Origin of the sequence: Pseudomonas sp. IAC-BECa141 (assembly GCF_020544405.1) — a bacterium.
Classification (GTDB): Bacteria; Pseudomonadota; Gammaproteobacteria; order Pseudomonadales; family Pseudomonadaceae; genus Aquipseudomonas.
This window is the reverse complement of the sequence record NZ_CP065410.1, coordinates 4,227,433-4,241,035: the sequence shown is the minus strand read 5'-3', so window position 1 is coordinate 4,241,035 and position 13,603 is coordinate 4,227,433. Positions and strand designations below refer to the sequence as shown.

11 protein-coding genes are annotated in these 13,603 nt (G+C 62.8%); 10 read left to right on the top strand and 1 reads right to left on the bottom strand.

Translation table 11 applies throughout. The annotated features are described in order from the left end of the window. The first annotated feature begins 92 nt into the window (after nucleotides 1-92). The 3 genes from I5961_RS19325 to I5961_RS19315 are packed head-to-tail and all read left to right on the top strand — an operon-like array spanning nucleotide 93 to nucleotide 3,072. Nucleotides 93-1,394 carry an MFS transporter gene (locus tag I5961_RS19325; RefSeq protein WP_227233082.1) on the top strand — a complete coding sequence of 434 codons (1,302 nt, stop codon included), beginning with the start codon at nucleotides 93-95 and terminating at the stop codon, nucleotides 1,392-1,394. Next, nucleotides 1,391-2,146, top strand: a complete 756-nt coding sequence (locus I5961_RS19320; RefSeq protein WP_011335215.1) for a class II aldolase/adducin family protein — start codon at nucleotides 1,391-1,393, stop codon at nucleotides 2,144-2,146. Before I5961_RS19325 ends, I5961_RS19320 begins: the two co-directional genes overlap by 4 nt. Further along, nucleotides 2,143-3,072, top strand: coding sequence for a 2-hydroxyacid dehydrogenase (locus tag I5961_RS19315; protein ID WP_227233080.1), 930 nt, complete (start codon nucleotides 2,143-2,145; stop codon nucleotides 3,070-3,072). Before I5961_RS19320 ends, I5961_RS19315 begins: the two co-directional genes overlap by 4 nt. Here I5961_RS19315 and I5961_RS19310 read toward each other — a convergent pair. Beyond that, complete coding sequence (locus I5961_RS19310) at nucleotides 3,066-4,001, bottom strand: LysR family transcriptional regulator (RefSeq protein ID WP_085704518.1); 936 nt, start codon at nucleotides 3,999-4,001, stop codon at nucleotides 3,066-3,068. The two genes, I5961_RS19315 and I5961_RS19310, sit on opposite strands and share 7 nt — an antisense overlap. Before the next feature lie 163 nt (nucleotides 4,002-4,164). On the opposite strand from I5961_RS19310, the gene I5961_RS19305 reads away from it, so the two are divergent. The 7 genes from I5961_RS19305 (at nucleotide 4,165) to I5961_RS19275 (ending at nucleotide 13,595) form a co-directional block, all read left to right on the top strand. Beyond that, a complete protein-coding gene (locus tag I5961_RS19305; protein ID WP_227233079.1) occupies nucleotides 4,165-5,475 on the top strand; it encodes an MFS transporter in 1,311 nt (436 codons plus the stop codon). Between the two features lie 22 nt (nucleotides 5,476-5,497). Continuing rightward, entirely contained in the window at nucleotides 5,498-6,736 is a 1,239-nt protein-coding gene (locus I5961_RS19300; RefSeq protein WP_227233077.1) for a Zn-dependent hydrolase, read from the top strand. A gap of 3 nt (nucleotides 6,737-6,739) precedes the next feature. After that, nucleotides 6,740-7,765, top strand: coding sequence for a histone deacetylase family protein (locus I5961_RS19295; protein WP_227233076.1), 1,026 nt, complete (start codon nucleotides 6,740-6,742; stop codon nucleotides 7,763-7,765). Nucleotides 7,766-8,013: 248 nt separating this feature from the next. Next, complete coding sequence (locus I5961_RS19290; RefSeq protein WP_227233074.1) at nucleotides 8,014-9,918, top strand: sigma-54-dependent Fis family transcriptional regulator; 1,905 nt, start codon at nucleotides 8,014-8,016, stop codon at nucleotides 9,916-9,918. After that, entirely contained in the window at nucleotides 9,918-11,636 is a 1,719-nt protein-coding gene (locus tag I5961_RS19285) for an ABC transporter ATP-binding protein (protein WP_227233073.1), read from the top strand. Before I5961_RS19290 ends, I5961_RS19285 begins: the two co-directional genes overlap by 1 nt. After that, entirely contained in the window at nucleotides 11,626-12,303 is a 678-nt protein-coding gene (locus I5961_RS19280; RefSeq protein WP_227233072.1) for a S8 family serine peptidase, read from the top strand. The genes I5961_RS19285 and I5961_RS19280 overlap by 11 nt, the downstream gene beginning before the upstream one ends. Further along, the gene (locus I5961_RS19275; RefSeq protein ID WP_085704532.1) at nucleotides 12,300-13,595 is read left to right on the top strand and encodes an FAD-dependent monooxygenase; all 1,296 of its coding nucleotides are present in this window, start codon (nucleotides 12,300-12,302) and stop codon (nucleotides 13,593-13,595) included. Before I5961_RS19280 ends, I5961_RS19275 begins: the two co-directional genes overlap by 4 nt. Nucleotides 13,596-13,603 lie beyond the last annotated feature (8 nt).

Sequence of the window (13,603 nt, the reverse complement as noted above, 5' to 3'; positions counted from 1 at the left end):
TCACGGAAGCGATAAAGCCCACAAGCGCCACAGAGCGCGACTGTCACCCGCCTCGACACCTGCCTAAAACTATAAATACACAGGGTTCTTGCATGCACTCCACCGCTCAGCCGCGTCGCGCCGCGGCCGCTGCCTTCATTGGCACGACCATCGAATTCTACGATTTCTATATCTACGCCACCGCCGCCGCGCTGGTGCTCGGGCAAGTGTTCTTTCCCAGCAGCGACCCGGTGACCAGCACGCTCGCCGCGTTCGGCAGTTTCGCTGTTGGCTTCATCGCCCGGCCGATGGCCGGTATGGTGTTCGGTCATTTGGGCGATCGTCTGGGCCGCAAGAAAATGCTGCTGGTCACGATGGCGCTGATGGGGCTGGCCACCGCCGGAATCGGTCTGTTGCCGAGCTACGCCAGCGTTGGCATCTGGGCGCCCATCGGTCTGATTGTTCTTCGTCTGATTCAGGGCATCTCCGTCGGCGGCGAGTGGGGCGGAGCGGTGTTGATGGCCAGTGAGCACGCTCCGGCCAAACGCAAAACCTTCTATGCCTCGTTCGCCCAGCTCGGCAGCCCGGCAGGCTTGCTGCTGGCGTTGATCGCGTTCCGACTGGTGACGTCGCTGTCGCCGGAAGACTTTCTCGCCTGGGGCTGGCGTCTGCCGTTTCTGGCCAGCGGCATGTTGATGATGGTCGGTCTGATGATCCGCTCCGGGGTGCATGAATCGCCGGAATTCGCCAAGGCCAGGGACAACAACGAAACCGCCAAATACCCGGTGAAAGACGTGATCCGCCAGTGCTGGCGGCAGATCCTGTTCGCGGCCGCCGCCGTCACCATCGGCTCGGCAGGATTCTTCTTCACCAACACCTTCATGATCACCTACGTCACCCAATATCAGGGCATTCCGCGCTCGACCATTCTCGACTGCCTGTTCCTGGTGACGATCATTCAATTGCTCTCGCAACCGTTGTCGGCGCTGCTCGCCGAGCGCATCGGCGAAGGGCGATTCCTGATGTTGGTGGCGCTGCTGTGCATGGTCACGCCGTACCCGATGTTCCTGCTGGTCGGCACTCAGAACATCCTGTTGATGACCCTCGGCATCGCCGTCGCGGTGGTGATCCTCTCAGCCCTGTACGCGGTGATCGCCGGGTACATGACCCAGGCCTTCCCGGTGCACCTGCGCTATTCGGGCATCTCCATCGCTTATCAACTGAGCTGCGCGGTCGCTGGCGGTACCACGCCGCTGATCGGCACGCTGTTGGCCAGCAAGTTTTCCGGGCAGTGGCTGCCATTGGCGGTGTTCTTCACGCTGCTGTCGGCCCTGTCGCTGATCGGTGTCTGTGGCCTCGCTCGTCTGCGGGCCAACCCGGTCGTCCTTCATACCAACAAAGAGGTGTATTCGTGAGTAAACCCGCCCACATTGACCCGATCGAATGGCAAGCCCGTTGCGAGCTCGCTGCGCTGTACCGCTTGATTGCGCACTTTCGCATGACCGACCTGATCGACACGCACATCACCCTGCGGATTCCGGGGCCGGAGCATCATTTCCTGATCAATCGCTACGGCGTGATCTTTGACCGCATGCGCGCTTCCGATCTGGTGCGCATCGATCAGGACGGGCGCATCGTCGACCCTGAATACGCCGGGCATCGGGTCAACGCCGCCGGGTTCGTGATCCACTCGGCGATCCACATGGCGCGCCCGGATCTGAACTGCGTGATCCACACCCACACCGCCGCCGGCATGGCCGTCGCTGCGCAGAAACAAGGCCTGCTGCCGATCAGTCAGCATGCATTGAAGTTCTACGGAAAACTGGCGTATCACACCTACGAAGGCATCGCGCTGTCGCTGGATGAACGTGAGCGGTTGATCGCCGACCTCGGCCCACATCGCGCGATGATCCTGCGCAATCACGGCTTGCTGGTCGGCGGATCCGGCGTAGCCCAGGCATTTCAGGAAATCCACTTTCTGGAGCGTGCCTGCCAGGCGCAAGTACAGGCGCTTGCCGGCGGTTGCGAGCTGCATTTCCCGTCGCCGGAAGTCTGTGCCCACACCGCCGAACAGTTCGACCGCGATGAACAGGACAACATCATCGACCTGGCCTGGGAGGCCGCCTTGACCCTGATCGAATCCCAGCGCGAGTCCTATCTGTCATGAACACCGTTGCACTGATGTCCCGCGACTCGCTGTTGCTCAAGCAATTGCAGGAAGCCTTTGCCCGCCGTGCGCCGCAGCTCTCGGCGGTGCTGGCCGATGATCCCCGCGCGGTGAATGCGCAGATCGCGGCGTGCTGGTTTCCACTGCCGGGCAGTCTTGCCGCGTTACCCAACCTGCAAGTGATTCACTCGGTTGCAGCCGGTATCGATCACCTGGAGCACGATCCCTCGTGCCCCGATCTGCCGGTATGCCGGGTGGTCGATCCTGGTCACCGCCAGGGCATGACCGAGTACGTGCGCTGGGCGGTGATTCACTATCATCGCGGCTTCGATCAAGTCCTTGAGCAGCAGCGCCAACAGCATTGGGAACGACCGCTGCAACGCCCGGCCCATCAGTTCCGAATCGGCGTGATGGGGCTCGGTTCGCTCGGCAGCGCGATTGCCCAAGACCTGGCCAGCGCCGGATACGAGGTGCGTGGCTGGGCGCGCAGCAAAAAGGACTTATCGGGCGTGCAGACCTTCGACGGCACTGAAGCTTTCAATTCATTTCTCGACGGCGTGGAGTTGCTGATCAACCTGTTGCCACTCACCCACGAGACGCGCGGCATTCTCAATCGCCAGACCTTCGAGCGTCTGGCCAACGGCGCGGCACTGGTCAACGTCGGGCGCGGCGGGCACCTGAACATCGACGATCTGCAACAGGTGCTGGCCCGTGGAAAACTGCGCGGTGCGCTGCTCGATGTCTTCGAACAGGAACCGCTGCCCGCTGACCATCCATTGTGGAAAACCCCGGGCGTGACCATCACCCCGCACATGGCTTCGGCGGCGTCTCATGACTGCATCGCCGAACAGATCGCCGAGAACTTCCGCCGTCTGAATTCCGGTGAACCGCTGCTCAACCGCGTGGATCGACTGCTCGGTTACTGATCCGCCAGACAGGCCTGCAATCGCTCGATGAACAGCGTCTCGGCGCGGCTCATGCGCTGGTCGCGGTTCCACAACAGATGAATGTCGACATCGGCAATCCCCTCGTGCGGCGGCAGGCGCCAGAGCAATCCGGCCTCGACGTCTGCTGCTACCACGTGCTCCGGCAAACAACCGATTCCGAACCCGGCGATCACCAGTCGCCGCACTTCTTCCAGGCTCGGCGATGAAGCAACGATTCGTCCGCTGAAGCCCTGTTGATCGCGGAAAATCGTCAGCGGCGAAAGCATCCCGCCAATTTGGTCACTGGTGAAACTGACGAAATTTTCCCGCTGCAAATCGCCTTCACCGATGTCCTTTCGGCCGAACAGCGCGTGGTGTTTGCCGCAGAAAAATGCATAACGCTGACGCAGGAACAGACGCTGTTCCAGTCGCGGTTGCGGGCGGCGATTAAGGCTCAGGCCGAGGGTCGCGGTTTTCTCCTGAAGGGCACTGACGATGTCCGAACTGCGCATCACATCCACCTCCAGATCTACCCGTGGATACTGCCGATGAAAGTCAGCGAGGAAGTCATCGAAGCGCTCGGAAAAGATCCGGCTGATTATCAGCAGTCGAACCTTGCCGATCACTTCATCGGCCGGTTGTTCCAGCAGGCTGCTGACCTGGGACATCTGCCCGTAGATCTCGCCGGCCAGTTCGAAGATCTGCTCGCCGACTTCAGTGAGGGCAAATCGCGGGCCGCGCCGGGCGATCAACTGGCGACCCAGTTGCTCCTCCAGGCGCTTGAGCGCCTGGCTCACCGCCGGTTGGGTCAAGTGCAGGCGCGCGGCGGCGCGGCTGATGCTCAGCTCCTGGCCGATCACCCGGAAGGTGCGCAAAAGATTCCAGTCCAAGCGGTCGTTAAGCAGGCGTTGTACGTCGCGTTCGGCCATGGCGGTTCTCGATTATAAGGTGAGGTAATAATCGGAATAATAAATAGAAAATTGACTAATCATAGCCCCGGGACGATAAATCACCCCACGACAGGCACCGCCAGAGTGCCCTGGAATCAGCGTTTTCCTCCTGCCAAAAAAACAATCAAAGGAGCCCGACCCCATGAAGCCCCACGCTTCGAACCAGCCGCGCCGTGCGGCGGCCGCAGCCTTCATCGGCACCATGATCGAGTGGTACGACTTTTACATTTACGCCACCGCCGCCGCACTGGTGTTCGGCGCGCTGTTCTTTCCCTCCGACGATCCGCTGTTCAGCACCATGGCCGCGTTCGGAACCTTCGCCGTGGGCTTCTTTGCCCGACCATTGGGCGGGATCATTTTCGGCCACATCGGCGACCGCATTGGCCGCAAGAAATCGCTGATCATCACGCTGCTGATGATGGGCGTGGTCACGGTGTGCATCGGTCTGTTGCCGACTTACGCGCAGATTGGCGTGACGGCGCCGGTGCTGCTGATTCTGCTGCGCATCGTCCAGGGCATCGCCGTCGGCGGCGAGTGGGGCGGGGCGGTGTTGATGGCCGGCGAGCATGCGCCGAAGGGCCGGCGCAACTTCTTCGCGTCGTTCGCGCAACTGGGCAGCCCGGCGGGTTTGATTCTGTCGCTGCTGGCCTTCAGCGCGGTGACCCGCTTGCCCGAAGCAGACCTGATGAGCTGGGGCTGGCGTCTGCCGTTCCTCGCCAGTGCGCTGTTGCTGCTGGTAGGCCTGGCGATTCGCCTGGGCGTGAACGAGTCGCCGGAATTCCTCGCCAGCCGCGAGCAGGCCAGCAAGCAAATCAAGAAAGAGCAGGCACCGGTGATGGAAGTCCTGCGTACCGCGTGGCGCCCACTGTTACTGTGCATCGGCGCCAACACGCTGGGCATTGCCGGGGTGTATTTCACCAATACCTTCATGATCGCCTACACCACTCAGCAACTGGCGCTGCCACGTTCGCTGATTCTCGAATGCCTGTTCTTCGTCGCGATCATCCAGTTCTGCATTCAGCCGCTGGCCGCATGGACGGCGCAGAAGATCGGCGCGACGCGTTTCCTGTGCCTGGTTTCGCTGCTGGCGATGGCCTCGCCGTATCCGATGTTCGTGCTCGTCAGTTCGGCCCAGGCGCCGCTGATCATCTTCGGCATCGCGCTGGCGGTGGTGTGCATGGCGTCGTTCTACGCGGTGATCGCCGGGTACGTCAGCGGCATGTTCGAGACCCGCGTGCGCTACACCGCAATCTCGCTGGCCTATCAGATCTGCGGCGCGGTGGCCGGTGGTCTGACGCCGCTGATCGGCACGATGCTCGCGCACAAGTTCATCGGGCAATGGTGGCCGATGGCGGTGTTCTACAGCCTGATCGCCGGTATTTCGCTGGTCTGCGTGCTGTCTCTCGCCCGTCGTCACGCCAGTGCCCATCGCGCGGAAATGGCCCGTGCCTGACCCGGAATTTCAGGAGAACCTTATGTTGAAAATCAATGGCGAACGCCTGTGGGCGAGCCTGATGGCCATGGCCGAAATCGGTGCGACAGCCCGAGGCGGCAGCTGCCGTCTGGCGTTGAGCGATGAAGACAAGGCCGGCCGCGAACTGTTCGCCCACTGGTGCCGCGAAGCCGGCATGACCTTGAGTGTGGATGCCATCGGCAACTTGTTCGCCCGACGCGCCGGCACCGATCCGGACGCCGCGCCGGTGATGATGGGCAGCCACCTCGACACCCAGCCCGAAGGCGGACGTTTCGATGGCGTCTACGGCGTGCTCGCCGGGCTGGAAGTGGTGCGTTGCCTCAACGACCTGAATATCCAGACCCGCAAACCGCTGGAAGTGGCGGTGTGGACCAACGAAGAAGGTGCGCGTTTCACCCCGGCCATGTTCGGCTCGGCAGTGTTCACCGGGATCATGGATCTGAACGCTGCGCTGGCGGTGCGCGATATCGATGGCATCAGCGTTGCCGAGGCTTTGCAGCGTACCGGTTACGCCGGTGAGCGTCCGTTGGGCGGCGCGGTGGATGCGTATTTTGAGGCGCACATCGAGCAAGGTCCGATCCTTGAAGACAACGCCAAAAGCATCGGCGTGGTCACGGGCGGTCAGGCGATCCGCTGGCTCGATGTGTGCGTGGAGGGCATGGCCGCCCACGCCGGCACCACGCCAATGCCGTTGCGCAAAGATGCGTTGTACGGTGTTGCGCGGATGATCCAGGCAATCGAAGGTCTGGCCACGGATTTTGCGCCGGAGGGCCTGACCACGGTCGGCGAGTTGAGCATCAACAAGTCCTCGCGCAACACCATTCCGGGGCTGGTGAATTTCACCGTCGATCTGCGTCATCACCGTGACGAAGCGATTGCTGCCATGGAGCAACAAGTCCGCGCCCGCTTGCAGGCGATTGCCGATGGCCGAGGCCTGAACCTGACGATTACCCCGCATTGGATCAGCCCGGCCACGCCATTCGACGCCGAATGCGTCGCGGCGGTGCAGGAGGCGGTGGATGCGCTGGGCTACGCTCAGCAGTCGATTGTCAGCGGCGCCGGGCATGACGCGATTCACCTGGCGCGTTACTGCCCGACGGCAATGGTGTTCATCCCGTGCGTGGGTGGCCTGAGCCACAACGAAGCCGAAGATGTGTTGCCCGAAGACGTGAAGCAGGGCACTGATGTATTGCTCAACGCCGTGCTGGCCCGCGCCGGACGAATCGAACAGGGAGCCTGAACCATGCGCAGTTTTTTCCACCCCGAACAATTGCTCCACCATCCACGCAGCTATTACTCGCGCGGGCAGATGCGTACGCCGCAGGAAGTCCCCGAGCGTGCGCAGCGCCTGGTGCAGGCCGCCCACGGTCTGGGATTCAGTGTCGAGCAACCTGCCGATGCAGGCCTTGCGCCGTTGCTGGCGGTACACGGTGCGCCGTATTTGACCTTTCTTCAGGAAGCCCATGCACGCTGGAAGGAAATCCCCGAAGACTGGGGCGATGAGGTGATGTCGAACATTTTCGTCCGTGAGCCCAACGCACTGCGCGGCATCCTCGCCCAGGCGGCGCGCTATCTGGCGGACGGCAGTTGCCCGGTCGGCGAACAGACCTGGCGCTCGGCCTACTGGTCGGCGCAAAGCGCAGTGGCGGGGGCTCAGGCATTGATCGATGGCGAGCCGGCGGCTTATGCGCTGTGCCGTCCGCCGGGGCATCACGCCCGGGCCGAAGCAGCGGGCGGTTTTTGCTACGTGAACAACGCGGCGGTGGCGGCGCAGGTGTTGCGCGACAAGTTCGATAAAGTCGCCGTGCTCGACACCGACATGCACCACGGCCAAGGCATCCAGGAAATTTTCTACGACCGCGATGACGTCCTTTACGTCTCGGTGCATGGCGATCCGACCAACTTCTATCCGGGCGTCGCCGGGTTCGCCGACGAACGCGGCAGCGGCGCAGGAGCGGGTTTTAACCTCAACCTGCCGATGGCTCATGGATCAAGCGAAGCGGATTTTCTTGGCCAACTTGAAGTCGCATTGACGGCGGTGCGGGAGTTCGGCGCCGAGGTGCTGGTGCTGTCGCTCGGCTTCGATATCTATGAGCTGGACCCGCAAAGCAAAGTCGCCGTCACCCGTGAAGGCTTTGCAGCATTGGGTGAGCGAATCCGCAGCCTGGGCCTGCCATGCCTGATCGTGCAGGAGGGCGGTTATCACCTGGAAAGTCTCGAAGACAATGCCCGGGCATTTTTCGTGAATGCCGAGGTCTGGCAACCCTGATAGTCGAGTTGATTGATCAATTGCTTTCGCGAGCAAGCTCGCTCCCACAGATGACCGATTTGAATTCAGTATTTGTGTTCAATGCCAGTCCCTGTGGGAGCGAGCTTGCTCGCGAAGAATATTGAGCCGGTCCGCCTGCTGGAACACTAGCGCCCTGCGGTGCTTGCCATCGCCCTGACGTTAACGTAAACATTGGCGTCAGGGCGCTGATATAAAGAAGCGCAAAGCGGACCGCTCCGGAGCGCTTGATGACTCTTATAAAAACAACCGATCCCAAGTCTCACCACGAAGCCCGGCTGGCCCGGGAAAAACTCCATCTCGAAGGGCAAGTCCCGGATGGCGTGTTGCGTGCGGAGATCGATGCTTCGTGGCGGCGCAGCCTGAGCCACGGCGTGCATTTCAATGGCAAGCATGAGCTGGCGCTGGAATCGAGCGCCAGTCTCGATGTATTGCTGGCGAGCAATCGCCTGCTGATCGATGCGGCGATACCGGCCATCGATTACCTGGCCGAACGTCAGGGCAAGGAAGGCCTGATCATCCTCGCCAATTCCGACGCCACTATCCTCGCCGTCGAGGGACGGGCCGACCGGCTCAAGGGCAGCGGTCTGCAGGACATCACCCTCGGCGCCTGCTGGAGCGAAGCCGCTCGTGGCACCAACGCCCTCGGCACGGCGCTGGTCGAGGCGCGCCCCACCCTGATCGATTGCGGCGAACATTACCTCGACCGTCTCACCGATTTTTCCTGCACCTCGGTGCCGATCCATTGCCCTCAGGGCGAAATTCTTGGCGTCCTCGACCTGACCCGCGAAGGCCCCCTCGGCCGCGTTCACGACAGCACCGCGCTGCTGAGCATGGCGGTCAGCCAGATCGAGAGCCGGGTGTTCAACAACAGCTTTCCCGATCAGATCGTCCTCGCCTTCCACAGTCGCCGGCAGTATCTGGAATCGCCGTGGCAAGGCCTGCTGGCAGTCAGTCTCGGCGGGCAGATTCTGGCGGTCAGCGCCCAGGCCTGCCAGTTGCTGCGGGCCGAGCGTTCGGCACTGGTCGGCAAGCGCTGCGAGGAATTTCTCGGGGTCGATGGCGTGCAGTTGCTGACCCGTCTGCAACAGGGCGGTGTCGGCAGTGTGCAGACCGCCAAGGGCGAATTTTTCTACAAGACCCTGCGAGCCCCGGCGCGTTCGGTCAACCTCGGCGGCCCGCCGCGCAGCGTGGCGAAAACCGCCAAGGCGCAACCCGATCTGGAAGCACTGGCCGGCAACAACGTCCGTTATGCCCGTGCCCTGCGCATGGCCCGCCAAGGTCTGGCCAATGAATTGCCGGTGTTGCTGCTTGGTGAGACCGGCACCGGTAAGGAAGTGATCGCCCGCGCCCTGCACCTGGCCGGCAGCCGCAGCGACAAACCGTTTGTGGCCGTGAACTGCGCAGCAATTCCCGAAGGCCTGATCGAGTCGGAACTGTTCGGCTATCGCGAAGGTGCCTTCACCGGATCGCGTCGGGGCGGCATGATCGGGCGCCTGCAACAGGCCCACGGCGGCACACTGTTCCTCGATGAGATCGGCGACATGCCGCTGGCCCTGCAGGCGCGTTTGCTGCGCGTTCTGCAGGATCGCAAAGTCGCGCCGCTGGGGGCCGGGGAAGAGCAGGATATCGACGTCGCGCTGATCTGCGCCACCCACCGCGACCTCAAGCGTCAGGTCGAGGACAAACAGTTTCGCGAAGACCTGTTCTACCGGGTCAACGGCATCAGCGTGATGCTTCCGGCCCTGCGCGAGCGCGATGACTTCAGCGCGCTGGTCACTCGGCTGCTGAGCAAGCTCGACGCACCGAACGCCGTGCTGCACGACGACCTCAATCGCCTGCTCGGCGCGTATCACTGGCCGGGCAACATCCGCCAACTGGAAATGGTGCTGCGTACCGCGCTGGCGATGCGCGAGCCGGGGGAAACGCTGCTGACCCTCGATCACCTGCCCGACAGCATGCTCGACGAACTCTGCGCCACCGAGAAACCCCAGACCGGCAGCATTCGCGAGAACGAACTGGAGATGATCCGCCAGTCCCTCGACACCCATCAGGGCAATGTCTCGGCTGCGGCCAACGCTCTGGGCATCAGCCGCGCGACCCTGTACCGCAAACTCAAACAGTTGCGCCCGTGATGCAGCGCCTGTTCGTGCGGCTGATCGACAGCCACAACCCCGCCGCGCTGCAAGCGGCGTTGCGTTGGTTGTATGGGTTTGTGCGGCCGCAGCGGCTTGCGATTGTCGGACTGCTCGGACTGTCGGTGTGCGCGTCGCTGCTGGTGCTGGTGCAGCCGTGGCTGGTCAAACTGCTGATCGACGACGGCTTGCTGGCGCGCAACTTTCCGATGCTGGTCATGATCGCGGTGCTGATGATCATCGCCGGCCTGCTCGGCACGGCGTTATCAGGGATCAACCGCTATCTGCACACGCGGCTGTCCGGGCGGATTCTGTTTGCCCTGCGCGATGACCTTTACCGGCATTTGCAGAAGCTGTCGCCGAGCTTCTACGGCCAGCGGCGGATCGGTGATTTGATGTCGCGGCTCGACGGCGATGTGGCGGAGATTCAACGCTTCGCCGTGGACTCGTTGTTCTCGGCGGTATCCAGTGTGATCGGCCTGGTGGTGGCGATCGCGATGCTGTTCACCCTGTCGTGGAAACTGTCGCTGCTGGCGCTGGTGCTGATTCCGCTCGACGTGCTGTGGCTGCGCTGGATGCGGCGCAAGGTCGAGCGTGATGTGCGGCAGTTGCGTGAGCGTTCGGCAGACATGTCGTCATTTATGGTCGAGACCCTGCCGGTGATGAAATTCATCCAGTCCGCCGGCCAGCAGCAGCGTGAAGCGCGGCGCCTGGAAAACCTCGGGCAGGGCTATATGAATCAGTTGCTGCGCCTGCAAGTCACCGAATTTTTCACCCAGGCCGTGCCCGGCACGTTGACCTCGCTGTCCCGTGCCTGCGCGTTTTTGATCGGTGGTTATTGGGTGGTGCAGGGTACTTGGCAACTCGGCGCGCTGATTGCGTTTTCCACCTATCTGGGGATGGCGGTCGGACCGGTGCAGAGCCTGTTGGGACTGTACGTGGCGATCCAGCGCATGACCGTCAGCCTCGGTCGGGTCATGGAGTTGCGCGGCGAAGAACCCACGGTGTTTTCACCGGTCACGCCGAAACCGTTTCCGACTTCGGGGGCGCTGCGTTTCGATGCGGTGCACTTCAGCCATCCGGGCCGTCCAACCACGTTGAGTGGCATCGAGGCGACGATTCCCTACGGTTTGAAAGTCGCCTTGAGTGGCGCCTCCGGCGTCGGCAAATCGACGCTGATCGATCTGCTGCAACGGCATCACGATCCGCAATCCGGACGAGTGCTGCTCGGCGAAGTGGATCTGCGTGAACTGGAGCTGTTCGAACTGCGTCGACGCATCGCCGTGGTCAGTCAGGACATCGTGCTGTTTCGCGGCAGCCTCGCCGACAACCTGGCTTACGCGGTGCCGGACGCCAGCCGCGAAGCCATCGCCGAAGTCGCACGGCTGGCGCAACTCGACAGCCTGATCGCGTCATTGCCCGAAGGCCTCGACAGCCCGTTGGGCGAGCGCGGTCAGCAGTTGTCCGGCGGGCAGAAACAGCGCATCGCGATTGCCCGGGCGCTGTTGCAGGATCCGCTGATTCTGGTGCTGGACGAAGCCACCTCGGCAGTCGACGAAACCACTGAACGCGAGGTGATCGAAGCCATCGACCGCTTGTTTGCCGGGCGCACGCGGATTCTGATCAGCCATCGTCCGTCGACCCTGGCCGATGCCGACCTGCGCTTTGAATTGCTCGACGGTGTGCTCATTTCGAAAACGGTGCTGCATGAAGCCTGAGTTGCGAATCGGTGTGGTCGATAGCGGGCACTCGGCAGCGCAACGGGTTCAGGTGATTGCCGGGCGGCGATTCTCATTGCTGGAGGACGGACTGGCGGAATCGGAGTTGCGCGATGATCCACTCGGGCATGGCAGCGCGGTGATCGAGGCGATCAGCCGTCGGGCACCGGCGGCGCGAATCTGCGTGGCTCAGGTGTTCGATCAGCGCGGCGTCACCAGTGCCTTGCAGATTTCTGCGGCCATCGATTGGCTGGTGACGCAGAACGTGCGGCAGATCAATCTGAGCCTGGGTTTACGCCAGGATCGCAGCCTGTTGCGCGAGGCCTGCGCAGCGGCGGTGGCCCGCGGTGTGTTGCTGTGTGCGTCGAGCCCGGCGCAGGGGGCGGCGGTGTTTCCGGCGAGTTATCCGCAGGTGCTCCGGGTAACTGGCGACGCGCGTTGCACGGATGAGCAATGGTCATGGCTCGACAGTGCGCAGGCGGATTTTGCGGCGTGTGTACGCGGCACTTATCCGGGACAGTCGGGGGCCAGTCTGGGGTGTGCAGCGTTGAGCGGGCATATTGCTGGCTATCTGCTGGAGCATCCGCAGGCGAGCAATGCCGAAGTGATCGACTGGCTGAAACGGCACGCTGGTTATCGCGGCGCTGAACGGCGTTTCGGTCCATGACTGCGATCCTGATTCTCGGTGCCGGGCCGGCCGGTGCGGCGGTGGCGTTGGGGCTGCGACGGCTGGGTTACGCCGTGACGCTGATCAGCGAATGGCGCCGGTTTGCGGCGCTCGAAGGTGTGTCGCAACGGGTACTGGAGGCGTTGCGCGGTGCCGGGTTGAATCACGCGCTGGCGGATGCCACGTTGCCGTCCCAGCGACAGGTTTCATGGAACGGCCAACAGCATGCGCAGAACATCGAGTTTTTGTTGGATCGCCCGACCTTTGATCGCGGTTTGCGGGAAAGCTTGCGGATGGCCGGGGTCGAGGTGATTGAAGGGCGAGTCCTGAATGTTCAGCCTTCGGCGGACGGTCATCGGGTTGAACTTGATGGCGGTCGGACGCTAACGGCGGATTTTCTGGTAGAAGCCCGGGGCCGACAGGCGCCGGCGTCTGGCAAGGGGCTGCGCGGGCCGGAGACGGTCAGCCTGCTCAATCGCTGGCAAGGCGCGCCGGGGGTGACGGCCAGTGCCGTGGAAAGCCTTGAAGACGGTTGGGCGTGGATGGCGCGGCAGGACGACGGCCAGTGTTATTGGCAATGGACCGTGGACGTAGCCAGTGCCGCGTTGCCGAGCAAGGCGCAGTTGCTCGATCACTGCCGCGCGCGACGGCAGGCCTCGGATTTTGCTCAAGCGTTCTTTGCCGGCGGGCAGGAATCGGCGTTGCAACTGCATGCCCGCAGCAGCACGGCGATTCTGGCGGCGCAGGTTTGTGGCGATAACTGGATTCGCGTTGGCGATGCCGCGATGGCGGTGGACCCGCTGTCAGGCAATGGGATTTTTCAGTCTCTGTCCTCGGCGTTGCAGGCGCCGGTGGTGATCAACACGTTGTTGCGCAAACCTGAACGGACGGCACTGGCCCAGCGTTTTCACCGTCAGCGAGTCGAGCAATTGTTCTTGCGATTTGCGCGAATTGGCCGGGACTTTTATGCCGATGAACAGCGCTGGCTGGATCGACCGTTCTGGCAGGCGCGGCGGCAATGGCCCGACGCCGAAGTGGCCCATGCTGCAGTGGATTTTTCCGCGTTGCGGATCGAGCGGATGCCGGTGCTGCGTGACGGGTTTGTCGATGAGGCCGAGGTGGTGATTACGGCGGATCAGCCGCTGGGGATCTGGCATGTGCAAGGCGTAGAGCTGGCTCCGCTGGTGCGGCGCTTGCGCGATGAGCCGGCGGATCAGGTGCTGGCGGGGTTGACGCTCGAGCAGGGGCGAGCCGTTCGCGGGTGGCTGTTGGCTCAGGGTTTCAGACCCTGAGCCATGAG

Bases quoted from the DNA above. Each gene is read 5' to 3' on its own strand.
- I5961_RS19325 (WP_227233082.1), top strand. From the start codon at position 93: ATGCACTCCACCGCTCAGCCGCGTCGCGCCGCGGCCGCTGCCTTCATT.
- I5961_RS19315 (WP_227233080.1), top strand. From the start codon at position 2,143: ATGAACACCGTTGCACTGATGTCCCGCGACTCGCTGTTGCTCAAGCAA.
- I5961_RS19310 (WP_085704518.1), bottom strand. From the start codon at position 4,001: ATGGCCGAACGCGACGTACAACGCCTGCTTAACGACCGCTTGGACTGG.
- I5961_RS19305 (WP_227233079.1), top strand. From the start codon at position 4,165: ATGAAGCCCCACGCTTCGAACCAGCCGCGCCGTGCGGCGGCCGCAGCC.
- I5961_RS19300 (WP_227233077.1), top strand. From the start codon at position 5,498: ATGTTGAAAATCAATGGCGAACGCCTGTGGGCGAGCCTGATGGCCATG.
- I5961_RS19295 (WP_227233076.1), top strand. From the start codon at position 6,740: ATGCGCAGTTTTTTCCACCCCGAACAATTGCTCCACCATCCACGCAGC.
- I5961_RS19290 (WP_227233074.1), top strand. From the start codon at position 8,014: ATGACTCTTATAAAAACAACCGATCCCAAGTCTCACCACGAAGCCCGG.
- I5961_RS19285 (WP_227233073.1), top strand. From the start codon at position 9,918: ATGCAGCGCCTGTTCGTGCGGCTGATCGACAGCCACAACCCCGCCGCG.
- I5961_RS19280 (WP_227233072.1), top strand. From the start codon at position 11,626: ATGAAGCCTGAGTTGCGAATCGGTGTGGTCGATAGCGGGCACTCGGCA.
- I5961_RS19275 (WP_085704532.1), top strand. From the start codon at position 12,300: ATGACTGCGATCCTGATTCTCGGTGCCGGGCCGGCCGGTGCGGCGGTG.